Annotated in this window: 23 protein-coding genes and 1 pseudogene; 10 read left to right on the top strand and 14 right to left on the bottom strand. The window is 61.3% G+C overall.

From position 1 onward, the window contains the following. Window positions 1-60 precede the first annotated feature (60 nt). From J0663_RS23710 to J0663_RS23695, 4 genes are read left to right on the top strand one after another with little or no spacing between them, the layout of a single operon-like run. Window positions 61-1,257, top strand: a complete 1,197-nt coding sequence (locus J0663_RS23710) for a Tm-1-like ATP-binding domain-containing protein (RefSeq protein WP_207245375.1) — start codon at window positions 61-63, stop codon at window positions 1,255-1,257. Window positions 1,258-1,269: 12 nt separating this feature from the next. Next, window positions 1,270-2,112 carry a phosphoenolpyruvate hydrolase family protein gene (locus tag J0663_RS23705; protein ID WP_207245374.1) on the top strand — a complete coding sequence of 281 codons (843 nt, stop codon included), beginning with the start codon at window positions 1,270-1,272 and terminating at the stop codon, window positions 2,110-2,112. Window positions 2,113-2,135: 23 nt separating this feature from the next. After that, window positions 2,136-2,549, top strand: coding sequence for a cupin domain-containing protein (locus J0663_RS23700; RefSeq protein ID WP_207245373.1), 414 nt, complete (start codon window positions 2,136-2,138; stop codon window positions 2,547-2,549). 30 nt (window positions 2,550-2,579) lie between these two features. Continuing rightward, window positions 2,580-3,770, top strand: coding sequence for a M24 family metallopeptidase (locus J0663_RS23695; protein WP_207245372.1), 1,191 nt, complete (start codon window positions 2,580-2,582; stop codon window positions 3,768-3,770). A 70-nt stretch (window positions 3,771-3,840) separates the two neighbouring features. Here the strand turns inward: J0663_RS23695 and J0663_RS23690 are convergent, their stop codons facing one another. Continuing rightward, window positions 3,841-4,434: a DJ-1/PfpI family protein gene (locus tag J0663_RS23690; RefSeq protein WP_207245371.1), complete on the bottom strand. Its 594-nt coding sequence runs from the start codon at window positions 4,432-4,434 to the stop codon at window positions 3,841-3,843. Window positions 4,435-4,489: 55 nt separating this feature from the next. After that, window positions 4,490-5,188: a GntR family transcriptional regulator gene (locus tag J0663_RS23685; RefSeq protein WP_207245370.1), complete on the bottom strand. Its 699-nt coding sequence runs from the start codon at window positions 5,186-5,188 to the stop codon at window positions 4,490-4,492. A gap of 93 nt (window positions 5,189-5,281) precedes the next feature. Here J0663_RS23685 and J0663_RS23680 point away from each other — a divergent pair, with 93 nt between their 5' ends. Genes J0663_RS23680 through J0663_RS23660 form a run of 5 tightly spaced genes read left to right on the top strand, consistent with a single transcriptional unit; the run spans window position 5,282 to window position 10,080 of the window. After that, complete coding sequence (locus J0663_RS23680; RefSeq protein ID WP_207245369.1) at window positions 5,282-6,316, top strand: Ldh family oxidoreductase; 1,035 nt, start codon at window positions 5,282-5,284, stop codon at window positions 6,314-6,316. Continuing rightward, window positions 6,313-7,542, top strand: coding sequence for an iron-containing alcohol dehydrogenase (locus J0663_RS23675; protein ID WP_207245368.1), 1,230 nt, complete (start codon window positions 6,313-6,315; stop codon window positions 7,540-7,542). Before J0663_RS23680 ends, J0663_RS23675 begins: the two co-directional genes overlap by 4 nt. Before the next feature lie 13 nt (window positions 7,543-7,555). Next, window positions 7,556-9,043, top strand: a complete 1,488-nt coding sequence (locus tag J0663_RS23670; RefSeq protein WP_207245367.1) for an NAD-dependent succinate-semialdehyde dehydrogenase — start codon at window positions 7,556-7,558, stop codon at window positions 9,041-9,043. Between the two features lie 11 nt (window positions 9,044-9,054). Further along, the gene (locus J0663_RS23665) at window positions 9,055-9,906 is read left to right on the top strand and encodes an alpha/beta hydrolase (RefSeq protein WP_207245366.1); all 852 of its coding nucleotides are present in this window, start codon (window positions 9,055-9,057) and stop codon (window positions 9,904-9,906) included. A gap of 12 nt (window positions 9,907-9,918) precedes the next feature. Further along, window positions 9,919-10,080, top strand: a complete 162-nt coding sequence (locus tag J0663_RS23660) for a hypothetical protein (RefSeq protein ID WP_207245365.1) — start codon at window positions 9,919-9,921, stop codon at window positions 10,078-10,080. Window positions 10,081-10,108: 28 nt separating this feature from the next. Here the strand turns inward: J0663_RS23660 and J0663_RS23655 are convergent, their stop codons facing one another. Continuing rightward, entirely contained in the window at window positions 10,109-11,434 is a 1,326-nt protein-coding gene (locus tag J0663_RS23655) for an NAD(P)/FAD-dependent oxidoreductase (protein WP_207245364.1), read from the bottom strand. Between the two features lie 231 nt (window positions 11,435-11,665). Between J0663_RS23655 and J0663_RS23650 the strand changes: the two genes are divergently transcribed. Further along, window positions 11,666-12,142, top strand: coding sequence for an Lrp/AsnC family transcriptional regulator (locus tag J0663_RS23650; RefSeq protein ID WP_207245363.1), 477 nt, complete (start codon window positions 11,666-11,668; stop codon window positions 12,140-12,142). A 388-nt stretch (window positions 12,143-12,530) separates the two neighbouring features. On the opposite strand, the gene J0663_RS23645 is transcribed toward J0663_RS23650, so the two are convergent. The 11 genes and pseudogenes from J0663_RS23645 to otnI all read right to left on the bottom strand — a co-directional run bounded on the left by J0663_RS23645 (window position 12,531) and on the right by otnI (window position 24,949). Next, on the bottom strand, window positions 12,531-13,499 hold the full coding sequence (locus J0663_RS23645; protein WP_207245362.1) for a threonine/serine dehydratase family protein: 969 nt from the start codon (window positions 13,497-13,499) through the stop codon (window positions 12,531-12,533). Further along, the gene (locus tag J0663_RS23640; RefSeq protein ID WP_207245361.1) at window positions 13,496-14,491 is read right to left on the bottom strand and encodes an ornithine cyclodeaminase family protein; all 996 of its coding nucleotides are present in this window, start codon (window positions 14,489-14,491) and stop codon (window positions 13,496-13,498) included. Before J0663_RS23640 ends, J0663_RS23645 begins: the two co-directional genes overlap by 4 nt. 194 nt (window positions 14,492-14,685) lie before the next feature. Beyond that, complete coding sequence (locus tag J0663_RS23635) at window positions 14,686-16,341, bottom strand: ABC transporter ATP-binding protein (RefSeq protein ID WP_207245360.1); 1,656 nt, start codon at window positions 16,339-16,341, stop codon at window positions 14,686-14,688. Continuing rightward, complete coding sequence (locus J0663_RS23630) at window positions 16,341-17,195, bottom strand: ABC transporter permease (RefSeq protein WP_207245359.1); 855 nt, start codon at window positions 17,193-17,195, stop codon at window positions 16,341-16,343. Before J0663_RS23630 ends, J0663_RS23635 begins: the two co-directional genes overlap by 1 nt. Then, entirely contained in the window at window positions 17,192-18,142 is a 951-nt protein-coding gene (locus J0663_RS23625) for an ABC transporter permease (protein ID WP_207245358.1), read from the bottom strand. Before J0663_RS23625 ends, J0663_RS23630 begins: the two co-directional genes overlap by 4 nt. 81 nt (window positions 18,143-18,223) lie before the next feature. Continuing rightward, complete coding sequence (locus J0663_RS23620) at window positions 18,224-19,837, bottom strand: ABC transporter substrate-binding protein (protein WP_207245357.1); 1,614 nt, start codon at window positions 19,835-19,837, stop codon at window positions 18,224-18,226. A gap of 60 nt (window positions 19,838-19,897) precedes the next feature. Next, window positions 19,898-20,253, bottom strand: a pseudogene (locus J0663_RS23615) (hypothetical protein). Between the two features lie 217 nt (window positions 20,254-20,470). Next, window positions 20,471-21,847: an aspartate aminotransferase family protein gene (locus J0663_RS23610; protein ID WP_207245356.1), complete on the bottom strand. Its 1,377-nt coding sequence runs from the start codon at window positions 21,845-21,847 to the stop codon at window positions 20,471-20,473. A 12-nt stretch (window positions 21,848-21,859) separates the two neighbouring features. Next, window positions 21,860-22,696 (bottom strand): GNAT family N-acetyltransferase, encoded by an 837-nt coding sequence (locus J0663_RS23605; RefSeq protein ID WP_207245355.1) that lies wholly within the window; start codon window positions 22,694-22,696, stop codon window positions 21,860-21,862. 195 nt (window positions 22,697-22,891) lie between these two features. Continuing rightward, on the bottom strand, window positions 22,892-24,169 hold the full coding sequence (gene otnK / locus J0663_RS23600) for a 3-oxo-tetronate kinase (protein ID WP_207245354.1): 1,278 nt from the start codon (window positions 24,167-24,169) through the stop codon (window positions 22,892-22,894). Window positions 24,170-24,172: 3 nt separating this feature from the next. Further along, window positions 24,173-24,949, bottom strand: coding sequence for a 2-oxo-tetronate isomerase (otnI, locus tag J0663_RS23595; RefSeq protein ID WP_207245353.1), 777 nt, complete (start codon window positions 24,947-24,949; stop codon window positions 24,173-24,175). Between the last annotated feature and the right edge of the window lie 7 nt (window positions 24,950-24,956).

Below are 24,956 nucleotides of genomic sequence, written 5' to 3'. Positions count from 1 at the left end.
CATCGCTTTGCTCCGAACGTGGGATATGCTGGGAGGAGCCCACCCGGTCGCGGAGGGGAAATGAAGCAGATCTACGTGGTCGGCACGGCCGACACGAAGGGCGAGGAGCTTACTTATCTCGTCGCTTGCATCAAGGCGGCGGGCGGGGGTGTCGTGTGCGTCGACGTCGGTACCCGCCCATCTCGGACAGAGGTTGATGTGACGGCCGATACGGTTGCCGCATACCATCCGGACGGTGCTGCAGCCGTCCTTGCCTGCAGGGACCGGGGAAGGGCAGTCGAGGCGATGGGCATCGCCTTCGCGCGCTTCCTCGTGGATCGCCAGGACATTGCCGGCATTATCGGTATCGGCGGAGGCGGGGGCACCTCGATCATCACTAGAGGCATGCGCCAACTGCGGCTAGGCCTGCCAAAGATCATGGTCTCCACGCTCGCCTCCGGCGATGTTGCTCCCTATGTCGATGTTTCCGACATCGTGATGATGCCTTCGGTTACGGACATGGCGGGCCTGAACCGGCTGAGCCGGGTCATTCTTCACAACGCCGCCCAGGCGATTACGGCCATGTCACGCCGCCCGGCTGAGGTGACGGCATCGAAGCCGGCGCTCGGCCTTACCATGTTCGGTGTTACCACACCTGCTGTATCCGCCATGGTCGAGCGCCTCCGCGCGGACTATGACTGCCTGGTCTTCCATGCTACCGGCACGGGCGGGCGGGCGATGGAGAAGCTTGCCGACAGCGGGCTGATCTCAGGTGTGCTCGACATCACGACTACCGAAGTCTGCGACCTGCTTTTCGGAGGGGTCTTGCCGGCCACTTCGGACCGTTTCGATGCGATTGCCCGCACGGGCCTGCCCTATGTCGGCTCCGTCGGTGCGCTCGATATGGTGAACTTCTGGGCGCCGGAGACGGTCCCCGAGCGCTTTGCCGGCCGGCTGTTTTACCGCCATAATCCAAACGTCACCTTGATGCGCACAACATCGGCCGAATGCCGGCAGATTGGCCGCTGGATCGGCGACAAGCTCAATCTTTGCCACGGCCCCATACGCTTCCTCATTCCGGAGAAGGGAGTCTCGGCCCTCGATATTGAAGGTGGTGCGTTCTTCGACCCGGAAGCCGACGCCGCGCTCTTTGCCGCGCTTGAGGCAACGGTGAAGCCGACGGCGTCGCGACGTATTGTTCGACTGCCGCTCCATATCAACGATCCGCATTTCGCAGAAGCCGCCGTCGCTGCCTATCGTGACATCGCCAACCCCTGAGAGACAAAATAGATGCCAGCTACACCGCGCCAGACTATCCTCGAAAAATTTCACGGCATGATCGCAGCCGGCGTGCCGATCGTCGGCGGTGGTGCCGGCACCGGCATCTCCGCCAAGGCCGAGGAGGCAGGCGGCATCGACCTCATCATTATCTACAATTCTGGGCGCTACCGCATGGCGGGACGCGGTTCGGCGGCCGGACTGCTGGCCTATGGCAACGCCAACGAGATTGTGAAGGATATGGCGCTCGAAGTGTTGCCGGTCGTGAAAAAGACGCCGGTGCTCGCCGGCGTCAATGGCACGGATCCGTTCGTGCTGATGCCGCGCTTCCTGGCCGAACTGAAGGCCATGGGCTTTTCGGGTGTACAGAACTTCCCCACGATCGGCCTCTTCGACGGCCGGATGCGGCAGAGTTTCGAGGAGACAGGCATGAGCTACAATCTGGAGGTCGAGATGATAGCGACCGCCCATGGCCTCGACCTGCTGACGACGCCCTATGTCTTCAACGAGAGCGAGGCTATCGCCATGACGACCGCCGGCGCCGACATTGTCGTGGCGCATATGGGTGTGACCACCGGCGGCACGATCGGAGCCACATCCGGCAAGTCGCTCGATGACTGCGTCGACGAGATTACCTCGATCGCCAAGGCGGCGCGGTCCGTGCGCGACGACGTCATTGTGCTTTGCCACGGCGGTCCTATCTCCATGCCGGAGGATGCGCGCTTCATCCTCGAGCGTTGTGCCGGCTGCCACGGCTTCTATGGGGCAAGCTCGATGGAGCGATTGCCGGCAGAGGCGGCAATCCGCAAGCAAACGGAAGATTTCAAGGCGCTCGCGATCGGTGCGGTCGTCTGAGGAAGATCTTGGAGGAGGGGTTCATGGTAAAGGACAATTACTTTATCTATCCGGAGGATGTCAGCGCCTTCGGTTTCGACTGGGGCAAGCTGTCGCTGACCGTGGCGCCCGAAGTCAACGGCGCCAGCCGCTTTTCCGGCGGGGTCGTCGAACTGCCAAGCGGCGAAGGCCATTCTCGTCACAATCATCCGGGCGCAGAGGAAATCATCTTCGTCATTTCCGGCGAGGGCGAGCAGATGGTCGAGGACGAGCACGGAGATCCGGTGACGCGGAGGGTCGCCAGCGGCTGCACGATCTATATTCCCGAAAGTCGCTTTCATTCGACGAAGAACACCGGGGGCGGGCCGATGCTCCTCTTCGTGGTCTACTCACCGGCTGGGCCTGAGCTTGCTTTGCGCGATTTGCCGGACTTCCGTCTGCTGCCGCAGCGCCGGTGAGGCGGGCATCCATATTGTGGAGGAAAGACAATGAACGACAATGCAGGGCAGACAAGGCAGGCCGCCGTGGCACCTTTCGATACGGCCAAGCTCGACCGTCTCATGGAGCAAGCTGGTATCGACGTCATCGTCGCCACCTCCAAACACAACACGCAATATCTCATGGGTGGCTACAAGTTCATCTTCTTTGCCGCCATGGACGCGATCGGGCATAGCCGTTACCTGCCTATAGTCATTTATGAGAAAGGCGCGCCTCATCACTCCGCCTATGTGGGGAACCGCATGGAGGGCGCAGAGCACCAGAACAATCCATTCTGGACGCCCGCGGTGCATACGGCGGCCTGGGGCACGCAGGATGCGGCCGGGCTCGCCGTCGAGCACCTGAAGAAAATCGGCAAGGCCGGCGGGCGCATCGGCATCGAGCCGGCCTTCCTTCCGTCCGACGCCCGCGATGTCCTTTCCTCTCGGCTGGATGGCGCGCAGTTTGTCGATGCCACACATGTGTTGGAGCGGTTGAGGGCCGTCAAGACGCTGAATGAACTGGCAAAGCTCAGACGCGCCTCCGAGCTGATCACCGATTCGATGCTGGCGACGATCGCTGGCGCCCGCGCCGGTTCGACGAAACTGGAGATCATCGAGCAACTGCGACGGGAGGAAACAAACCGGGGGCTGCACTTCGAATATTGTCTGCTGACGCTCGGCGCAAGCCACAACCGCGCGGGCTCGCCGCAGGCCTGGGCCGAGGGCGAGGTCCTGTCGATTGATTCCGGCGGCAACTATCACGGATACATCGGCGACCTCTGCCGTATGGGTGTGCTGGGTGAGCCCGATGCGGAGCTGGAGGATCTTCTGGCGGAAGTCGAATGCATCCAGCAAGCAGCCTTCGCCAAGGTGAGGGCAGGGGCTGCAGGCAGTGACATGATCGTGGCGGCGGAAGCCGAACTCAAGGCCTCGCCATCGGCTGCCTTCACCGATTTCTTCTGCCATGGCATGGGCCTTATCAGCCACGAAGCGCCTTTCCTCATGACGAACCACCCCGTCGCCTATGAGGGAATCGATGCCGACAAGCCGCTGGAAGCCGGCAGTGTGATCTCGGTCGAGACGACGATGCTTCACCCCAAGCGCGGGTTCATCAAGCTGGAGGATACGCTCGCGATCACTGATGGCGGCTATGAAATGTTCGGTCAGCGTGGCCGCGGCTGGAACCGCGGCGGAGTGTGATTGGAGCGCCGGCCGCGATGAAATGCCTGGCAGACGTCACTGCCGGGCATTTGTTTCTGGGGCCGTCGTCTCAGCTATGGTGGATCTCCGTTCCCAGCACCTTCAAGCATTCGCGCATGAAGGCGGCGAGCGCCGTCCAACCCTTGGCTGAAACCATGGTCCCATCGACATAGGCTTCGGTTGGCGAGAGGTCGATGTAGGTTCCGCCCGCCAAAGTAACCTCGGGCTCGCAGGCCCCAAGCGCACCCACCTTCTTGCCGCGAACGACGCCGTCGACCGCGATCAGAATCTGGACGCCGTGGCAGATGGTGAAAATCGGCTTCCGCTGCTCGTGGAAGTGACGCACCATTGCCTGCACCCGTTTATCAGTGCGGATATATTCAGGTCCGCGCCCGCCGGCGCAGTAGACGGCGTGATACTGGTCGAGCTGGTCCTCGGCTTCGGAGAACGTCTTGTTGATGGTGACGTTGTGCCCGAGCTTTTCTGTGTAGGTCTGATCCCCTTCGAAATCGTGCAGCGACGTCCTGAGTATGTCGCCGGCCTTCTTGTCCGGGCAGACGACGTGCACCGTGTGACCGACCGCCTCCATCGCTTGCTGAAAGACGAAGATTTCGTACTCCTCGGTGAAATCGCCGGTGAGCATCAGGATTTTCTTGCCTGCCATGGGTTCTCCTCCTCGTTGTCAGATCGGGCAGGCGCGTCCTTGCCTGCCGGGTGAATCAAATGTCGTCGAACGCCGGCAACAGCCGGTCGCGCGAATGTTCGATGTGGATGCGCATTGCATTCGCAGCCGCGCCCGGGTCGCGCGCCGCAAAGGCGTCGAGCAGCATCTGATGTTCGCCGAGTGCCTCCTCGGTTACACGGCGATGAAACATCAGGCGGAAGATGTGAAAATGCGTGTGCTGAAATGCCAACGTCTCTCGGATCAACTCGTTGCCGGCAAATTCCATGATGCGGTCGTGGAAAATAGCATCGTTGCGGGCGAAGGCCGAATAGTTCGCCCTCTCGTCCCTGTTGTCACTACGTGTCATCACGCCTGCGGCATCCGTCAGGATGGCCAGCTTTTCGTCGTCCATCGCCTGGGCGGCCTTCGCAGCGCCAGCAGGTTCCAGCAGCAGACGAAGCTCATAGAGCTCGTCAAAGCGGCGGCGCGTGATCTGGGGCGCAGCGCGATAGCCGACGAGGTGCTGCTTGACCACGAGGCCTTCGCCTTCAAGCCGGCCGAGAGCTTCGCGGATGGGGGTGTGGGAGACGTTGAACTCCCTAACCAGGTTGTCGACCGTAATGCGCGCGCCCGGCGCGATTTTCAACGACATGAGTTGATTGAAGATTGCCTCGTAGACGTCAACAGCCAGACTGTTGGCCCGGGGTATCTGGGTTGTGCCCGTTGAGGGTTCTCTGAGTCGCGTCGAAATCATCTGCTACCTTGTCTCTTGACAGGTTCAATCGCTAGCACGATGCTGCATCCAAGACAATCCTATATCCTATACGATTTAATATAGGGGGAAATCGTGCGAGTTACCGAAACGGCAGCCCTTGCGCTTGCCAGCCGCCTGCTGGAAGAGCATGGCGCACCGCGTGACCATGCGGCACTGCAGGCCCGCGTCCTCGTAACGGCCGAGATGAAGGGGCACCCTTCGCATGGCCTGAGCCGGCTTCCACGCCTGGTCGAAAGGATGGCGCGCGGTGTCGTCGACCCACGAACGAAGGGAACGCAGCGCTGGCGTGCGGATGCGGCGCTGGAGGTCGAGGGGTCGGCGGGATTTGGCCCCGTTGTCGCCATGGCCGCGATCGAGCGGCTGGCGCCTCATATTCCTGATCTTGGCATCGGCCTGGTGGTCGTGCGCAACGCGAACCATCTCGGCATGCTCGCGCACTATGTTGAGGCCATCGCTGCTTTGGGTTTGGTCGGCATCGCGCTCTCGTCGAGCGAGGCGCTGGTCCATCCCTTCGGCGGTACACGAGCCATGCTTGGCACGAACCCCATCGCTATCGGCGTTCCGACTGCCGAGGACCCTCTCGTACTCGACCTTGCCACCAGCATCGTGCCGATGGGCAGGATCCATCATCACGCGGCGACCGGCAGGTCTATTCCCGAGGGATGGGCGCGCGATGCGGCCGGCAAGCCGACGACCGATCCGAGGCGTGCCAAGGCCGGCGCGATTGCGCCGTTCGGCGGTGCGAAGGGCTATGGCCTCGGAATTGCCATCGAGCTGCTGGTGGCGGCTCTTGCAGGCTCGGCGCTTGCACCCGAAGTGCACGGCACGCTCGATAGCCAGTCGCCGTGCAACAAGGGCGACGTTTTCATCTTGATCGAGCCCAGCCTGGCACCCGGGCTTCCGGCGCAGCTGTCAGCCTATCTCGATGCCGTGCGCGCCTCACCATCCGAGGTGGCTGGCGAATCGATTCTCGTCCCCGGCGATCGCGCCCGCCAGCGGCGTGCGGCCGCCGGCCGCAACGGTTTTGAGATCGACGAGCGTCTCTGGGATGAGCTCAACGCGCTTTCCCCCTCCCGTATTCTGGCCTTTGAGGGGCAAAGATCATGAGCCTGTTTGCCGCCTTGAGGCTGCCGCGGGAGATCCTGTTTGGCATCGGCCAGCGCCATGCGCTCGCGAGCGTCGCCAGAAGGACCGGCCGGCGCGCACTCGTCTGCACGGACGCGCGTTTTGCCGCAACGCCGGTATTCGCGGAAATGATCGCCGCCGTCGAAGCCGCCGGCATCGCTGTACTGGTCCACGATCAGACGCTGCCGGACGTGCCGCGCGATACGGTCGCAGTTTGCGTTGAGGCCGCGCGCGGCTTTGAGCCCGATATGGTGATCGGCATCGGCGGTGGCAGCTGCCTCGACATGGCGAAATGTGCCTCGCTGCTGCTCGCTCATGGCGGCGCGCTCGCCGATTACTACGGTGAGTTCAAGGTGCCTGCACCCGTCCTGCCGATCATCGCCGTGCCGACGACGGCAGGCACCGGCTCCGAGGTGACGCCGGTTGCGGTTGTTTCCGATCCCGATCGTATCCTGAAGGTTGGCATTTCGAGCCCGTATCTCATCGCTGCCGCGGCGATCTGTGATCCGGAACTCACCTTATCCTGCCCGCCTGGGCTCACGGCGGTTGCCGGTGCGGATGCGCTGACGCATGCCATCGAAGCGTTCACGGCGATGCGCCGCCCCGGCGATCCGGAGCTTGCTCAGCAGCATGTCTTTGTCGGCAAGAGCGACCTCTCCGACCAGTTCGCGCTGTATGCTATCCGACTCCTGAGCCGGAGCTTGGAAAGGGCCTTCACCGACGGTTCGGACATCGACGCGCGCGCCGATGTGATGATGGGCGCGCTCGCAGCCGGCTGCGCCTTCGGAACTGCCGGCACCGCTGCGGCCCATGCGGTGCAATATCCGGTCGGCGCCCTGACGCATACGCCGCATGGGCTCGGGGTGGCGACCATGCTGCCCTATGTGATGACATTTAATCGCCGCGTCGCCGTCGCCGAAATTGCCGCTGTCGGTAGAGCGCTCGGCCTCGATCCCAATGGAATAGACAAGGACGAGACACTTGCCGATGCGGCAATCGCCGAGGTGAGCCGCCTCTTTGCCGCAATCGGCATTGCGCCGACGCTCGCCAGGCTCGGCCTTCCCGAAGACCGGATCGACTGGGCGGCCGAAGAGGCCCTCGGTATCGGCCGGCTAATCAAGAATAACCCACGCCCCCTCGATCCGGCCGCCATGCGCGGCCTGGTACGGGCCGCCTATGATGGCGACCTGGCCGCTTCGGCCCTCTGACCTGGAAATCATCATGAACATTAATCAGCATTCTCCCCATCCCGACCACGATTCCTTCGGGCTCAGTGCGTTTTCCCGCGGCCTCTATATTGGTGGCGCCTGGCGGCCTGCAGCGGGCGGGGGGCAGATCCAGGTGATCGATCCCTCGACCGAGGCGGTCATTGCCGCCGTGCCGGATGCGAGGCTTGCGGATGCGGCAGCGGCCGTGGAGGCTGCAGCAGGCGCGGCTGAAAGCTGGCGCGAGACGCCGCCGAGGAAGCGCTCGGAGATCCTGCGCCGCTGCTTCGAACTTATGGTGGAGCGCTCCGAAACGCTTGCCAGGCTCATCTCGCTCGAGAACGGAAAGGCGCTGCCCGACGCGCGCGGCGAAGTTGCCTACGCTGCGGAGTTCTTTCGGTGGAACGCCGAGGAGGCGGTCCGCATCTCGGGTGAGTTCGGCATCGCTCCGGTCGGTGGAAACCGGATCGTCGTCGATTACCAGCCTATCGGCGTCTGCGTACTTATCACACCGTGGAATTTCCCCGCCGCGATGGCGACCCGCAAGATTGCGCCAGCCCTTGCCGCAGGCTGCACCGTCATCCTGAAGCCGGCGAGCGAGACGCCGTTGACGGCCTACGCGCTTGCGGCTCTCTACGAGGAGGCTGGGGTGCCGCCGGGCGTCGTGAACGTGATGACAACGTCGACGCCTGGTCCCGTCATCGCCGCCATGCTGGCCGACCCGCGCGTGCGAAAACTCTCCTTTACAGGCTCGACTGGTGTCGGCCGCACGCTCCTGGCGGAAGCGGCGAAAAACGTCATCTCCTGCTCCATGGAACTCGGCGGCAACGCGCCGTTCATCGTGTTCGACGACGCGGATATCGACGCGGCGATCGACGGGTTGATGGTCGCGAAGATGCGCAATGCCGGTGAGGCCTGCACGGCTGCGAACCGCATCTATGTTCAATCCGGTATCCATGATTCCTTCGCGGAAAGGTTTGCGCGACGCATGGCAGCCCTCAGGGTCGGCCCGGGCGTCGATCCGGATACCGCGTGCGGTCCGATGATCACACGCAAGGCGGTGGAGAAGATCGAGCGCCTTGTTGCGGACGCCATTTCCCGCGGTGCGCGCGCTCTCTGCGGCGCACGCACATTGGCCGGACGGGGCTTTTTCTATCCGCCGACGGTGCTGGTCGATGTTTCCCCGGCCTCAGACATGGGCTGTGAGGAGATTTTCGGGCCCGTCGCGGCGCTTTACCGTTTCGAGAGCGACGCAGAAGTCATCGCTGCCGCCAACAATACGGAGTATGGCCTCGCCGCCTACATCTATACCCGCGACATTGGTCGTGGCATGCGCGTCGCCTCCAAGGTTGAGGCGGGCATGATCGCGCTCAACCGTGGACTGGTCTCCGATCCCGCCGCCCCCTTTGGCGGTGTGAAGCAGAGCGGCCTCGGACGTGAAGGAGGGCAGCACCACGGTATCGCGGAGTTCATGGAAGCCAAGTACATTGCGACAAGTTTCTGAAGGAGGAACCTGTGGCCGCCGATCCGTTCCGCATTCGTGACCACGTCGCAAATTTCGACGAGATCGTTGGCGATATCCGTGCTCGCAGCCTTGCAACGCGGCGCACTGTGACAATGGAAGCCAATATCGCTTATGGGACCGGGCCGGGCGAGACGCTCGACATCTTTCTGCCAAGCAATGCCGGCTCGGAGATGCCGATCCACATGTTCATTCATGGTGGCTATTGGCGGATGTTTTCCAAGACGGACTATTCCTGCGTCGCTGAGACCATCATCGGAGCTGGCGCGGTCGCGGCCATCGTGGATTATTCCTTGATGCCCGGCGTGAGAATGGACGTCCTGGTTGGTCAGGTCCTGAAAGCCAAGGCTTTCTTGCTGGCGCATGCGGATCGTTTTGGCGCCACACCGAAGCAGTTTTCCGTCAGCGGACACTCCGCCGGTGCTCATCTTGCAACCTTCCTCTTCCATCGCTCTCCGGCGCCCTCGGGCGTAACTGCCGCTTTCCTGCTTGGCGGGCTATACGATCTGGCACCGCTGCAGACGTCCTTCCTGCGTGACGAGATCGCCTTGAGCGACGAGGAGGTACGACGGTTTACACCGATGCGTTACGAGCACGATCCTGCAACGCGTGTCGCGATCATGACCGGCGATGAGGAAACTGATCCGTTCAAAATCCAGGCAAAGGCATTTGAGAACATTCTTGCTGCCCAAGGGCTTGAAGTGCGGGCATCGTACGCTCTGGGCGGGAATCACATGAGCACGGTGCGCGATCTTGCGGTCGCTGGCACACCAGCCGCGGCGGCATTGCGCGCCTCAATTGCCGGTGATGCCGGTGAGGAACTCAAGCGATCAACCTTTCCCTGACGGCCGTTTTCGGTGATCGTGGCAGTCGAAAAGTCATGCTTTGTCATAACCGGTATCGATCTGCCGGTCGGCGTCGGCGCGGCCGACGATCTGGCCCGGCGCACGGAACAGCAGGCGGCCGCCCTCGAAGACAGTTCCGCCTGTCGTAAGTCGCGGACGGCCTTGGCCTTCTGAGTGGCTCGTCCTTCTTTTGCGACGCGCGCTAGAAATCGGCGACTTTGCCCCAGGCGGACGTCGCGAAGCGGTTGGGATGATAGGGCCCGGGATCGACGATCGGCTCATCACCCGTGACGATATCGGCAATCAGATGACCGGCGCCGGGTCCGATGCCGAAGCCGTGGCCGCTGAAACCCGCGGCGAGGATGAAGCCCGGAAGAGTGGCAATCTCGCCGATTGCCGGCACGCCATCTGGCGTGCTGTCGATATAGCCCGCCCAGGCCGCGTTGATTTCGGTGTTCTTCAAGGCGGGCAGAAGCTTCAGCGCCCGCGAATGCGTGAGGGCAATGGTGGCCTGGTCGACCGCCGGGTCGAGGATGCGCATGCGCTCCATTGGCGTCCGCCTGTCGAGCCGCCAGCGTGCCAGCGATTCATGCCCCGAGCGAACTCCCTCCAATCCGCCAGGTGCGAGGCTGCGCCAGCGTCGAGCGAACATCGGCAGGAACTGCGGCGCGAAACGAAGCTGCTGCGCGGTGGGATCGACGCGGCCGCGGCCGCTGATAGCAAGCGTGTAACCGCCGTCGCCGCGGCGTGTCACGGAAACCGCGGATGTATGCAGCGCATCGGGCAGGCCGCTTGCGCCCGGCGAAACCGAAAGGATCGACGAGCGGATCGAGGCCTGTGGAAATCGAACGCCGAGCTGGCGGCAGAAGGAGGATGCCCAGGCGCCGCCCGCCAGGATGGCGACCTTTGTCCGGATCGTGCCATGCTCCGTGACGATGCCCGATAGTCGGCCGCCTTCAATCTCGACGCCGCGGGCTGCACAGGACTGATGCACCGTGCCGCCGAGCTTCAGGATCGCACGCGCGACGGCAGGAGCGGCATTAGCGGGGTCGGCGGTTCCGTCGGTTGGCGAAAATACCCCGCCTTTCCACGTCGTGTCGGTGGCTCGCCCGCGTTCCGTCGCCTCCGCGCCGCTCAGCATATGCGTCGTGACGCCGACCGATCGGGCGAAATCGCGCCAGCGCGCCCAGCCGGAGAGTTCCTCGTCGCTGTTGCTGAGATAGAAGAGGCCGCAGCGGCGGAAGCCGGTATCCTCGCCGGTCTCAGTGGCGAAGCGCTCCCACAGATCCAGGCTCTTCGTCGCCATCGGCAATTCGCGGGCGTCGCGGTTCTGCTGCCGGCACCAGCCCCAGTTGCGGCTCGATTGTTCCGCACCGACTAAGCCCTTCTCGACAAGCGCGACTTTCAGCCCGCGCCTGAGGAGATAATAGGCTGCGAAAACGCCCACGATGCCGCCGCCGATCACGACTGCATCGGCGGCAGCCGGCAGCTGCGGTGTGGTGTCGACGCGGGTGAGCGGTGCGGGCATTGCGTGGTCTCCGTTTCAGGTCGAGTCTAACGGATTCGACGCGACACCTTTGCCGGAGATCAGCCGGTGACAGCAGAAGATTCCGTGTTGCGGGGAGACTGGCAGCCATTTGTGCTTCGGTATAGCAGGCAATCCGATCGACACCTTTTTGTTATGTGTTAAATTCAGTGTCGGGAAGCCTCAGCATAATCTGCTGTGTGGTTGGGGATCTCTAGCAAACGAAGGCCTGTGATGAAACTCGACCGGATCGACATAAAAATTCTTTATGAACTGCAGAAGAATGGCCGCGTCACGAATGTGGAGCTCGCCGAGCTGGTCAATCTGTCGCCGAGCCCCTGCCTGATGCGGGTAAAGAAACTGCAGTCGGAGGGTTACATCGAAGGCTATTCGGCGCAGATTAACGTCAGCAAACTCGGGCAGACACTGACCGTATTCACAGAGATTACCCTCAAGAACCATCGGCAGATCGACTTCGCTCGCTTCCTCGGGGCGATCGAGAAGGTCGAACAGGTGATCGAATGCCATCTGGTGTCGGGCGGCTACGATTATCTCTTGAAATTCGTCACTGCCGGGATCGACGAATACCAGACGATCATGGAAAGGCTGACCGACATGGACGTCGGCATCGACAAATATTTCAGCTTCGTCGTCCTGAAATCGCCGATCGTCAAAGCCCACATGCCGTTGACCACCCTGTTTCCGCATTAGAGAGCGCGCTGGCCTTTATGGCGCACACTTGGCCGGTGATCTGCGGCTTGTGAAAATGTAGCGGCGCTCGCGAGTATCTCTTCGGGTGAAGGAGAAGCCGCTTTTGCCTGCGAGGATGTGAGTTTCAGATATCACGAGCGAGCTCTCTGGATCTTTCGTGCCGTCGACCCTGTTCGCTATCACCCGCGACGCACATGTTCTTGGATACGCACGACGTCATCACACTCGCTTGCGCATGTTTTACTGGAGGCTCCTAGGTATGGCTCGGTCTACCGTCCCTGCCGAACGAAATTCGCGGTTGGCACCGCGCCGTCGGACAGCTTGTATTTGCGCGAGGATGATCGCCCGACCGGATGGTGCATTGAGCGAAGCTGAACAGAACACAGTGCTAATTGTAAATCTCGGCAAGGTCGCTTAGATCCCAATTCCCGCCAGACAAGACCGCACAGACTTTCTCATCTGGTTTCACGTGTATGCTGCCTGCCAACAAGGCTCCGATTCCGATGGAGGCGGCCGGTTCAGCGATCAATTTTGCATCCTTGGCAAGGGCACGCATGCCGGCAATGATGTGTTCGTCTTCAACAAGAACTATTTCGTCGACATACTTTTCGATAATCGGGTACGGATTTTGGCCAGGAACGCTTATCCTCAAGCCATCAGCAATCGTGTTCTTCAAGGGAAGCGTTGTTCGCTCCTTGTTGATCCGGCTATGAAAATACTTCGGTGTCAACGCAGGTTCCGCGCCGATAACCCGCACCGATGGCTTCGTTTCCTTTATGGCGGTAGCGATTCCCGATATCAGACCGCCGCCGCCTACGGGAACGATGACGGTATGCACATCGTCCAGATCCTGCAGTATTTCACAACCGATCGTTCCCTGACCGGCCATTACGATGGGGTCCTCAAAGGCGTGGACAGCCGCGTAGCTGTTTTCTTCGGCGATTTCGTACACTCTTTTCCATCTGGCAGCGGTGTCGCCGTCGAAGAGAATAACTTCCGCCCCGAGGGCTTTCGTGTTTTCGATTTTGATCTTGGGTGTGGTGACCGGAAGGACCAAAATCGCTTTCACACCCAGCATCCTGGCGGCATAAGCAAGCCCTTGGGCATGGTTGCCCGACGACGTCGCGATGATCCCGTTTGCAATCTCTTCTCGGGAGAGCGAGAGAGCCTTGTTCAGGGCGCCGCGGATCTTGAACGCGCCAGTAATCTGCAGGGTTTCGGGCTTGAGATAGAGCTGACAACCAACCGCCTTCTCGATCTTGTCCGCACGCAATAGGGGGGTGTGTCTGACGTGCGGTTTTAGCCGCTCTTGAGCTTCACGGATGTCGTCAATGGTGGGGTAATTGCGCATGGTCATTGCTCGAAAAACCGAAAGAAGGTGCCGACGTTATAGGCTATGGCGTTATGATAAATTCTGCTGGCCGTCGTATTGTCCTGTATGGCCATGCCCGTGGAGTCGAAGATCGTGATTTCGTCATCACTTTCTCGTCCAGGTTTCCTTCCCAGCAATATCTCGCCAATTTCACCGTGAATGTCGTCCTTGGTGATGATATTTTTGTTCAGGGGATGCCAGGTTTCGCCCTTCTCGGTGCACTGCGCGATCGAGTCGACGACTAGCTTTGCATTCCTGAATATCTCCGGATCCAATTCTTGCTTGCCTTGTTGATCCGTGCCGATCGCAACAATGTGCGTGCCGGGCCTGACCCAATCCGCTTCCACGAGCGAGCCTTTTCCGCGGGTCGTCGTAACAAGGATATCGGCCTGCTCGACGGCCTCCCTTTTGGAATTCGCCATCATGACAGGAATGCCAAGCTCGCTTTCGATATCCGTCTTGTATTTGAAAAGCGTGTCAGGGTTGCTGTCCCAGGCGTGGATCTCCTCGATCTTCATGATCTCGTTAATTGACCGGATTTGCATTCTTGCTTGATTGCCAGTGCCGATCGATGCGACTGTCGTGGCGTTCTTCCTCGCCAGTGCTTTGACGGAGACGGCTCCAGACGCCCCCGTTCTGAGACCGAGAATCAAGCTTCCATCCATAACGCAGATCAACGAACCGCTCCTGGCGTCGAACAGGAAAATCGTCGCCATGCCATTGGGCACTCCGTGTGCAGTCGGGTTATCAATGAACCCGCCGGAAGAGGCTTTCATGGAGATCATTTCATTGGCTTTGTAGTAGCCGAGCTTAAAGTCGATTTCGCCACGAGGCGACGGGAGATCTATCCCCATATAGTCAGGTTGTTCCACCTGATCACTGCTAAAGGCCTTGTACGCCTCTTCCACGGCAGCGATGACTTCCGTCACGCTGATCAGCCGACTGACCTCGTCCTTTTTAAGCAGCAGCGTTTTCATGCACCAGCTCTCAATTTCTTGATTCAACCAACGCTTCGATCATCCCGCCTTGATTTCGGGATCATCATCATCGCCCAGTGCCGGCTTTATTGGCCGCATGCGCGGCCGCCTTTCCTGCTTAGGCGTCACTATTGCGAATTTTCGCCAGCAGGCGTCCAGATCGCACCGGCCGGTGAGAGCCTCTTCCCGCGCAATTATCGGCCTGCGACGGCGCTGATCAGCTTCGGATCCTGCTTTAGCCCGTCGAGCCAGGCCGGATCGAGTTTCGGAACGGAGGAGAACAGTAGCTGTGAGTAGGGGTGGCTCGCGCTGCTGCTCATGGCCGACGGAGGGAGCTGCTCGATCTTTTCGCCCGCATACATCACAGCGACTTCGTCGCAGATCGCCTCGACGACCGAGAGGTCGTGGCTGATAAAAATGTAGGAGAGAGAAAGCTCCCGCTGCAGTTCCTTGAGAAGGTCGATGACGGCTGCGGCAACAACTGTATCAAGTGCCGACGTAACTTCGTCACACAGGATCAGTTTTGGCTCGGCAGCAAGCGCGCGAGCGAAGTTGACGCGCTGCTTCTGACCGCCTGACAGTTCTGACGGGCGCCGGTGCTTCAAGGCCCGGGGAAGGCGAACCATATCCAGGAGTTCGTCGATCCGCTTCTCACGCTTCTCACCTGTCATGCCATGATAGAAGGCCAACGGTCGCCCCAGGATATCGCTGATCGATTTGGCCGGATTGAGAGCGGTGTCGGCGTATTGGAAAACGATCTGCAGCTCTCGCAACTGTTCTCGCGTACGGGCGCGGGCGGCTGGCGCCAGCGTCTGTCCATTGAAGGTGATCTTGCCCGCAGTCGCCGGAATGATGCCGGCAATCGTTCGAGCCAGGGTGGATTTGCCGCAGCCGGACTCACCGATAATTCCCAGATTGCAACCGCTCTCAACCTCGACGCTGACGGATTTCAGGGCTTTGACGAGAGGTGTACCGTCGGCCTGGATGGGGCCGTAGCCTGCGATAAGGTCCTGCACCTGAAGAATCGCTTTGCTCTGCTGCTTGTCAGGGGATTTGGCCCGCGCTTCCGGCTTGAAAGCGCCCAGCAGCTCCTTGGTATAAGGATGCTGCGGTCTGCTTAGGATTTGCTCGGTGCTTCCGATCTCCTGGACTTCGCCTCCTTTGAGGACAACGATGCGATCGGCGATCTGAGCCACCACGGCGAGATCGTGCGAGACGTACACGCCGCCGATGCGACCCTTGTGCATTACGGATTTAAAGGCGCGCAGCACTTCGATCTGTGTGGTCACATCAAGCGCCGTCGTGGGCTCGTCGAAGATGACAAGTTTTGGATCGCCGATCAGGGCCATCGCGGCCGAGAGGCGTTGCAACTGACCGCCGGAAACCTGATGCGGATAACGGGAACCGATCGTTTCCGGATCGGGAAGAGAGAGCGCCTTGAATAGGCTTACCGCGCGGGTGCGGGCCTCTTCGGCCGGCATCAGGTCATGGATGCGAGCGATCTCGATGACCTGTTCCATGATCGTCTGTGACGGATTGAAGGCCGCGGCGGCACTTTGTGGTACATATGAGACGACGGTTCCCCGGATCTTGCCCCGTTTTCGCTCCGGAAGGCTTGCCATGTCCTGACCGGCGAGCACGACGGAGCCGCCGCTGATCCGACAGCCGGCTCGGGCATAACCCATCAGGGTTAAAGCGATGGTCGTCTTGCCTGACCCACTTTCGCCGATCAGAGCGACGATCTCTCCTTCGGCGACTTCGAAACTGACGCCACGGATGATTTCGACGATGCGGCCGGAGTCGGTCTTGGCTTCGACCTTGAGGTCACGGATTTCGACGAGGTTGGCCATCATTCGCTCCGATCGCGTATTTTTTGAGGAAGGTTGTCGATCAGCAAGTTGACGCTGATCGTCAGCGTGGCGATAGCGATCGAGGGGAAAATCACCGCGGGTGCGCCGAGAGGGAGGCCGCCGATATTCTCGCGCACCAGGGCGCCCCAATCCGCATAGGGCGGCTGCACGCCAAGCCCGAGGAACGAAAGGCCCGACAGGAGCAGCACGATGAAGACGAAGCGCAGGCCCAGGTCGGCAAGCACCGGCCCGACAATATTGGGCAGGATTTCGGACGCGACCAAGTAAACTATACCTTCGCCGCGAGCGCGGGCCACGGTGATGAAGTCCATCGTATTGATGTTGACTGCGAGAGCCCGGGCGAAGCGATAGGAGCCGGGCGTGTAGATCACCGCAAGTGTCATCACCAGAACGGGAATGGACGATCCGACCGCGGCCACGACTACGAGGCCGAAAAGTTTGCTTGGAATCGAGTTCATGGCATCGAGAAAGCGACTGAGAAGGGTGTCGACCCAGCCGCCAGACACCGCCGCGATCATGCCGAGCACGACGCCTGAGAAGCAGGCGATGCTAACGGCGACTAGCGAAATGCCGACAGTGTAGCGCGCTCCCATCAGGATGCGGGAAAGCATGTCACGTCCCAGATAGTCCGAACCGAGCCAGAACTGCTGGCTCATGGGGCCAAAATAGTCAAAATCGAGTATCTCACCAACCGGATGGGGGATGATCCAGGGAGCAATGACGGCGATGATTGCCCAGAAAGCAATGACGGCGAAGCCGACCACACCGACCAGATTGATGCGATAGGCGAATTTCCGACGCTTTGGCGCATGTGTTTCGATCGTGGTCATCATCGTAGCCTCGGGTTGGCAAGAATAGCGACGATATCGGCCGTCGTGATCAGGATCAGATAGCCGACGCAGAATATCATCGCGCAGGATTGGATGAGGGGGAGATCGCGGGTGGCGACGGCGTCGACCATCAGCTTAGCGATGCCGGGATAGTTGAAGATCGTCTCGACGATGATCACTCCGCCCAGAAGGTATGAAAGCGAGAGGGCAATCGCATTGACGATCGGACCGAGGGCGTTCGGCAGCGCATGTTTCAACACGATGCGGCTTCGAGAGGCACCCTTCAACAGCGCCATTTCGGCATAGGGTGTGTTCAGCGTTTCCACCACAGCAGCCCGCGTCATGCGGATCATCTGCGCGGAGACCCCAAAGGTGAGGGTGATCACCGGCATCGCGTATACGCGCACTATGTCGGTGATAGTGTGGACTTCATTGGTGAATGAAATCGCCGGCAGCCATTGCAAATAGACTGCAAAGAACATGACAGCCAACGTCGCTATCATGAATTCCGGGACCGATATGACGCCGATCGTAAATACGGTGACCGCCCGATCATAGAGCGAGCCCCGCACCATGGCGGCGGTGATGCCGAGCGTCAATGCAATCGGTACTGCGAACAAGGCCGTGATGCCCGCAAGCTTCATCGAGTTGGCGAACCGGCCGCTGATCAGGTCGGCAACTGGCATGTTGTTGGCGTAGGACGTGCCCAGGTCACCCGATAGCAGCCCGCCCATCCAATAGATAAAACGCACGAACGCCGGGTCGTCGAGATGCATGGCCTTGCGCAACCCTGCGACGGCCTCCGGCGTTGCAGCCTGGCCGAGCAGGATCGACGCAGTATCCCCCGGCAGGAGCGACGTCGCTGTAAAGACCGCGAACGAGACGATGACCAAGGTGATCAGGGCGATGAGCAATCTGCTCAGCACCAGGGACAGGACCTCTTTGTTCACACTCGCTTCCTTCCAGTTATCGGAACCAAAGTGCAGAGGGGCCACAGCAACGTGGCGGCAGCCCCGAGCCTACTTTGTCAATCAAGATTCAAACCAAACATGCTCGGCCATGCGATAACCCATCATACCGCCGAGCGGGTTGGTTTCCATGCCCTTGAGCTTGTCCGTGATGGCGTCGATCCCGGTCAGGTAGGCCGGAATGATGGTGCCGGCCTCGTCTGCGATCATCACCTGCATCTCATTGTAAATGGCTTTGCGCTTCTCCTGATCGAGCGAGCCGCGCGCCTCGATCAGCATCTTGTCGAATTTGTCCGATTTGTAATGGCTCTCATTCCAGGGTGCGCCGGACGCGTACAGCAACGAGAACAGGATGTCGGGCGTCGGCCTGTAATTGATATTGCCGAAATGGATCGGCGCTTTGAGCCAATACTTGTCCCAATAGCCGTCGGAGGGCACACGCTGAACGTCGAGCTTCATGCCGATTTCGGCGCCGGCGGCCTGAACGATCATCGCCATGTCGATTGCGGAGTTCGCGGCCTCGGACGCGATAACCGGGATCGACTGGCCGAGAACGCCTGCCTTATTGAAATAGAACTTAGCCTTTTCAGGGTCGTACGGCTTCGGCTTGAGATCGTCGTTGCGATAGGGGTTGCCAGGGAAAATCGGCTGGTCGTTACCGATTTCACCGCGCCCGCGCAGGGCTGCCCTCAGGATCTGCTCACGATTGACCAGGTGCTTCATGCCCGCGACGAAATCGCTGTTTTGACCAGGGGTCGTATCGAGGCGCAGGTTGAGGTTGGTGTAACTGTTGGCGCTCGATTTCGATAGAACGAAGCCGGGCCTCCCTTCGACGAGCCGCTCCGAGCGGGGATTGATAGCGGCCGCGACATGGACGTCTCCCGACAGCAAGGCGTTCACGCGCGAGCTGTCGTCGCTGATCGCGAAGAACTCAAAGGAGTCGACAAATGGTCCTTTCGACTTCCAGTAATGGTCGTTCCGCCGCATCAGCGAGCGCACACCGGGTTCGAAGTTTTCGAGAACGAAAGGCCCTGTGCCGTTCCCCTTCGAGAAGTCGGCGGTCCCGTCCGCGACGATCATGAAGTGCTGAAGCGCCAGGATGGTCGGCAGGTCGGCGTTGGCATCTGCGAGTGTTATTTCGAGAGTGAGATCGTCGACCGCCTTGAACCCCGTCATTTGCTTTGCGATGGCATTGACCTTTGAGCCGACTTTGGGATCCAGGTGGCGCTTGAGCGAGAAGATCACGTCTGCGGACGTAAGTTGTTTCCCGTCGTGAAAGGTGACGCCCTTGCGCAGCTTCACGGTCCACACCTTGCCGTCGGTGCTCTCGATGCTTTCCGCCAGTTCCATCTCGACCGCGCCGGACTTGTCGAGGTTGGAAAGGCGGTTATAGACTGCGGAACACCGTGAATAATCCGTGGAATTCGACGCTTTGGCCGGGTCGAGCGTGTCTGCGGTCGAAGACGTGAAGCCTGCCGCCTTGAGGTGTCCTCCGCTAACCGGAGTGGCGGCGATCGCTTTAGTGGCGCGACCTACGATGACGCCGCCAGCAGACATGGCGACGCCGCCGGCGAGAAGCATCTGCAGCAGTTCACGGCGGGTGGCGCCGCGTCGGATGGCGCTTTCGACCACTGCGTCGTCGGCGCGGTTCCAGTTCGTAGTCTTTAAGTCGGTCATGGCATTCCCCTTTTCTTTCTGTGACGGCCGCCTGCTGGCGAGCCGATCCGGTTTTAAAAGTCAGGCGCGCGAAGCAGCCACGGCCTCCGCGAGGCCGGCCATCGACGTGAAATGATCATCGGGTGCGGTGAATTCGGCCGGCTCGATCGTGCCGTCGCAGTCCTTCTGGGCATGCCGCCGCTCCCGCCGATCGCACATATGGCGACCGGCTGCGGGCAGGCCAAGCTCCGGCGCGGTCGCGAGATGGACGCGCACGAGATCGCCGGGAAAGAGGTCGACGTCGTCTGAGTAGCGGCGGGCGTCGTGATGCTGAGCGCCCGCTCGCCATCGATCTCATGTCCCGCTTCGGCTGAATCGATGAGCGCGCCGACCATGTCGAAGCTCATGTAGCTGATTTTCGGAAGGCTTCTGCTCACGCGAATTCCCCAGTGTTCGGCTCCGATGGAGCGCGGCTTCTCGAAGAAGAATGTTCCGTTCCCGGCAGGATCGTTGTCCTGCTCTTGTATGAAGGCCGGATTTGTTGTCATCCGTGCCTTTCGTGTGTTTCAGTTTGTCACTTGCGCCGCGCCGGATTCTCCGAAAAGGCGCCCTGGGGCGGCACAAAACACCGAATCTGACCGTTTCGCGGTATTCTCAGGCCCGTAGCGCCCGGCGCACATCCGGATCCTCCAGCGTCTCGTCCAGCGTCAAACGCGTGCGTTCGACGATCGCATCGATCTCGGCGTCGGTGCAGCAAAGCGGCGGCGCGTAGCCAAGGATGCCGTTGGCGAACGCGCGGATGACGAGGCCGTTTTCCCAGGCGCGATCGAAGATGCGACGCGCCGGATCGGCGGACGCCGGTAGCGGCGTCCGGTTGGCCTTATCGACCACGAGTTCGATGGCGGCCAGCATGCCGCGCCCGCGGACATCGCCGACGAGCGGGTGATTTCTTAGCGATTCCAGGCCCTGCATCAGCCGCTTCCCGGCCTTGATGCCATTGTCGAGCAGGCCGTTTTCGTAGAGCTTCAAGACTTCGAGGCCGACCGCGGCGCTGACTGGATGGGCCGAATAGGTGTAGCCATGACCAATTGCGGCGGCGCCCGCCCCCTCGGCAATCGTTTCATAGACATGATCGGCCATGAAGACGGCGCCCATCGGGACGTAGCCGGAGGTGAGGCCCTTGGCGGTCGTCATGAAATCAGGCACGACCCCTTCCTCGCTGCAGGCAAAAAGCGGCCCCGTCCGGCCAAAGCCGGTGATCACCTCATCCGCGACAAAAAGGATATCGTGCTCGCGGCAGAATTCCCGCATCGCCTTAAGCCAGCCTTTCGGCGGCACAAGCACGCCGCCAGAACCCTGGATCGGTTCGACGTAGAAGGCGGCGACGCGTTCAGGCCCGATCGCCTTCACCTTGCTTTTCAGCGCCGCAAGCGAGGCCTCGATGATTGCCTGCGGGCTGTCGCCGACCGGGTTGCGATAGGCGTAATGCGACGGAATTTTATGCTGCCAATCGAAAGGAAGGCCGAAGCCGGCATGGAAGGCAGGCAGGGCGGTCAGGCCCGCACCCACCGTGGAGGAGCCGTGATAGCCCTGTTCGACCGAGATGAACTGATCGCGCTCGGGCCGTCCCCGGGCATTCCAGTAGTAGCGGATGAAGCGGACCGTGCTGTCCACCGCGTCCGAGCCGCCGAGCGTGAAGTAGACATGGTTCAGATTGCCTGGGGTCCGGTCGGCAAGCTCCCCGGCGAGCCGGATCGCTGGCTCGGAGCCGAGGCCGAAATAGGCTGTTGCATAGGGAAGCTCCCGCATCTGCCGGGCTGCCGCCTCGACGATGCTGTCGTGGCCGTAACCGGCATTGACGCACCACAGACCGGCGAAACCGTCGATCAGCTGTTTGCCCGAGGCGTCGGTGACCGTTGCTCCCTTGGCCGAGGCCAGCACGCGCACGCCATGTTTTTCATGACTGCGGTAGGACGCTACGGGATGAATGAGATGGGCGCGATCGAGTTCGATGAGCGAGTTGCTATACATGGGATCTCCGAATCAGCCGAGGGCTTGGTTGGCAAGGGCAAAGATGGTGGCGGTCCGGGCGGCGACGTCGCCGATCGATGGCCTTCTCATTGCGATACCGCCACCGACATGGGCGAGCCCCAGCGTGTCGAGCCATGGAGACAGTCCGGTTTCGGCGGTCGTATCCACCCTGAGGAACCTTCCTGCGCGTGCGGCGACGTGATGTTCGATGAGTTTCCTGGCGTCTTCGATGTCTGCGGCGACCACGGGCCCGATCACCTCGCCGCGACCAAAGGGACGCAGGCAGGCGAAACCCGAGACACCGCCGTTGCGGCGAATGACGGCGAATTCGCCCACCTGTGCGAGACAGGCGATGAGTTTTTCGCGGTCGGCGCCGAAGGCAAGGCGGTCGAGCGCCATGATGGCCGGGAGATCGCCGGCGGTGGCGGCGTCGGTGCCGGTCGGCGCGCCGATTTCTTCGGCAAGGCCCTGGTGCTGCATCACTGTCCCGGTTTCATCAAAGCCCAGCTTTTGATAGAGCGGCAGCCCCGCCGTTGTCGCGATCAGCCGCAGCGGCCGGTCGCCAGCGATCCGCAAGGCGGCATCCATCAGCCTGCGGCCGACGCCGCGACCGCGCATGGTTTCGTCGACGATGACCATGTTGATGGTCGCGCAATCCTCCTTGTAGGATGTGACGAGCACGGTGCCGACGACCCTGCCGTCTTCGATTGCGACCACGCCTTCGCTCAAGGCGTGCGCCATCTGCCAGTCCTCGGGCCGATGCGGCCAGCCCGCCTGTCTGGAGAGCGCTACGGCGGCTTCCAGATGGCCGGGGCTGAACGCGGCGATTTCGATCTGACGTGTTTGCATCGGGCCATCCTTCATGTCGTGCCCGCAAGTCTGCCGGAGCCCCGGCGGGCAGATCGTCTGAAGGCCGTGGCTCGAGCAGTATCTTATAGCTTTGCGCTGACGGGCCGCCGCATCTTATGCTGGGGCCATCGATATCGATCCTGTCCGGATGCTGTCCAGACCGGCTCGGCATGAAATCGTTCCGTTCGCTGAAGCTCAGTGCATCATCGCCAGCGCTGCCGCAAAGAAATCGTCGCCGCCGAAGTTTCCTGATTTCAACGCCAGAAGCATGTCGCCCTGTGCGTTGCCGAGCGTGCGCAGAATCGGCACGCCGGGGGCAATCTCGGGGCCGATCAGAAATGCCGGAATGGCGAGCCTGTCGACTGCGGCCCCAGACGTTTCGCCGCCGGCGACCACGAGGCGGCGCACGCCTCTCTCAACCAATTCAGCTGCGATCATCGAGGTTGCGGTCTCGATCGCGTGGCCGGAGGCCTCCCGCCCATATTGGCGTTGCAGCCGGGATACCGTTTCCGGCGCCGCGCTCGCCGCGATGATGACGGGGCCGGCGGAGAGGCGGTCTCCGGCCCAGGAAATCGCTGCGGTGATCTCATCCGGACCGGCGAGCAGCCGTTCCGGATCAAGCCGCAGCACAGGCATCGATCGTTCGGCGACGTCGAGCTGGCGCAGCGTCGCCTGCGAACAGCTGCCGGCCACGATCGCCGAAAGCCCCCCCACAGGGCGAATGATGTCTTCAGCGGTTTCGCTGCCGGATATGCGGCCGGAACGGACGAGAGCGCGCGCAAGGCCGAGACCAAGGCCGGACGCACCGGTGGATACCGGCATTTCGAGCGCGATCTCGCCGAGCGTCTCCAGATCCCTTTCGAATATTGCATCGGCAATAGCCATGCTCACGCCCGTCGGGCGCAACGCATCGAACCTCGCCCTGGCCGCGGCAGGGCCGGCAGCGACGTTTGCCAGGTCGAGCAGTCCGACGGAGCCGCGCGATTGCCGGGTGAGAACCCGCACGAGATTGGCATCGTGCATCGGGTTCAAGGGGTGGTCCTTGAGCGGGCTTTCGTTCAATGGCTGGCCGCCGACGAAGAGATGGCCGAGATAGACGGTCCGTCCCGTTTCCGGAAAGGCCGGTGTTACCAGCACACTCCCGCCGCCGGCCGCGTCGCTCAAGGCCTCGGTGACGGGACCGATATTGCCGGCATCGGTGGAATCGAAGGTCGAACAGATTTTGTAAAGCACGTGGTGCGCGCCTCGCTCGCGCAGCCATCGCTCAGCTTCGGTGGCAGCAGTCACGGCCTCGGAGGCCGGGACTGAGCGGATTTTCAGGGAAATGACGACGGCATCCACGTCAGGCAGTGCAAGCGCGGGATCGGGAATGCCGACCGTCTGCACCGTGCGCAGGCCGTTCTTTGTCAGCGTGTTGGCGAGATCCGACGCGCCCGTATAGTCGTCAGCAATCGATCCGAGTGAAATGGCCATCATCTAGCTCCGTGCAAAAGGGGCGAACCAGCCCAAGCCGTCCAGCGTGCGTCCCCGCGGAATATATTCGCAGCCGATGAAACCGTCATAACCCAGCCGGTCGATCTCGCTGAACAGATAGGGATAGTTCAGCTCCTCCCCATCCGGCTCGTTGCGGGACGGCACGCTGGCGATCTGGATATGGCCTGTGATCGGCAGCAGGCGCCGCAATGCCATGGCGACGTCGCCATGGATGATCTGACGGTGATAGATGTCGAATTGGAGCTTCAGGTTCGGCAGACCGCATTCGGCGATCAACCGCTCGGCCCTCCCGAAGTCGTTGAGGAAATATCCCGGCATGTTGCGCCCGTTGATCGGCTCAAGCAGAAGGTCGATGCCCTTTTCCCCAAGCCGGCCGGCGGTGTAGGCAACGGATCGCCGATAGCAGGAAGAGGCGTTCTGATCATGAGCATCGGCGATGCCCGCCATCAGGTGCAATCGCCTGACGCCCGTCGCCGCCGCATAATCCAGTGCCCGCTCGACATAAGTCTTCAGCTCATCGAACCTTCCGGGAAGGGCCGCGATGCCGCGCTCGCCGGCTGCCCAGTCGCCCGGCGGCAGGTTGAACAGGGCCTGCTGCAGATTGTTGCGGGCAAGCCGTTCGGCAATCGCCTCCGGCGTGGCCTCGTAGGGAAAGAGGTATTCGACGGCGGCAAAGCCGGCATCGGCTGCGGCGTCGAAACGGTCGAGGAATGTCCATTCGTTAAACATCATCGTCAGGTTGGCGGCGAAAACCGGCATGTCTAGC

The organism is Rhizobium lentis (genome assembly GCF_017352135.1).
In the GTDB taxonomy this organism is placed as follows: domain Bacteria; phylum Pseudomonadota; class Alphaproteobacteria; order Rhizobiales; family Rhizobiaceae; genus Rhizobium; species Rhizobium lentis.
This window is presented reverse-complemented; position numbering and strand designations above follow the sequence as displayed.

Coding starts and splice junctions, on each gene's coding strand:
- J0663_RS23670 (WP_207245367.1), top strand. CDS start 7,556: ATGAACATTAATCAGCATTCTCCCCATCCCGACCACGATTCCTTCGGG.
- otnK (WP_207245354.1), bottom strand. CDS start 24,169: ATGGCCATTTCACTCGGATCGATTGCTGACGACTATACGGGCGCGTCG.
- otnI (WP_207245353.1), bottom strand. CDS start 24,949: ATGCCGGTTTTCGCCGCCAACCTGACGATGATGTTTAACGAATGGACA.
- J0663_RS23700 (WP_207245373.1), top strand. CDS start 2,136: ATGGTAAAGGACAATTACTTTATCTATCCGGAGGATGTCAGCGCCTTC.
- J0663_RS23650 (WP_207245363.1), top strand. CDS start 11,666: ATGAAACTCGACCGGATCGACATAAAAATTCTTTATGAACTGCAGAAG.
- J0663_RS23620 (WP_207245357.1), bottom strand. CDS start 19,837: ATGACCGACTTAAAGACTACGAACTGGAACCGCGCCGACGACGCAGTG.
- J0663_RS23645 (WP_207245362.1), bottom strand. CDS start 13,499: ATGACCATGCGCAATTACCCCACCATTGACGACATCCGTGAAGCTCAA.
- J0663_RS23695 (WP_207245372.1), top strand. CDS start 2,580: ATGAACGACAATGCAGGGCAGACAAGGCAGGCCGCCGTGGCACCTTTC.
- J0663_RS23610 (WP_207245356.1), bottom strand. CDS start 21,847: ATGTATAGCAACTCGCTCATCGAACTCGATCGCGCCCATCTCATTCAT.
- J0663_RS23710 (WP_207245375.1), top strand. CDS start 61: ATGAAGCAGATCTACGTGGTCGGCACGGCCGACACGAAGGGCGAGGAG.
- J0663_RS23635 (WP_207245360.1), bottom strand. CDS start 16,341: ATGGCCAACCTCGTCGAAATCCGTGACCTCAAGGTCGAAGCCAAGACC.
- J0663_RS23605 (WP_207245355.1), bottom strand. CDS start 22,696: ATGCAAACACGTCAGATCGAAATCGCCGCGTTCAGCCCCGGCCATCTG.
- J0663_RS23630 (WP_207245359.1), bottom strand. CDS start 17,195: ATGATGACCACGATCGAAACACATGCGCCAAAGCGTCGGAAATTCGCC.
- J0663_RS23685 (WP_207245370.1), bottom strand. CDS start 5,188: ATGATTTCGACGCGACTCAGAGAACCCTCAACGGGCACAACCCAGATA.
- J0663_RS23690 (WP_207245371.1), bottom strand. CDS start 4,434: ATGGCAGGCAAGAAAATCCTGATGCTCACCGGCGATTTCACCGAGGAG.
- J0663_RS23675 (WP_207245368.1), top strand. CDS start 6,313: ATGAGCCTGTTTGCCGCCTTGAGGCTGCCGCGGGAGATCCTGTTTGGC.
- J0663_RS23640 (WP_207245361.1), bottom strand. CDS start 14,491: ATGAAAACGCTGCTGCTTAAAAAGGACGAGGTCAGTCGGCTGATCAGC.
- J0663_RS23655 (WP_207245364.1), bottom strand. CDS start 11,434: ATGCCCGCACCGCTCACCCGCGTCGACACCACACCGCAGCTGCCGGCT.
- J0663_RS23705 (WP_207245374.1), top strand. CDS start 1,270: ATGCCAGCTACACCGCGCCAGACTATCCTCGAAAAATTTCACGGCATG.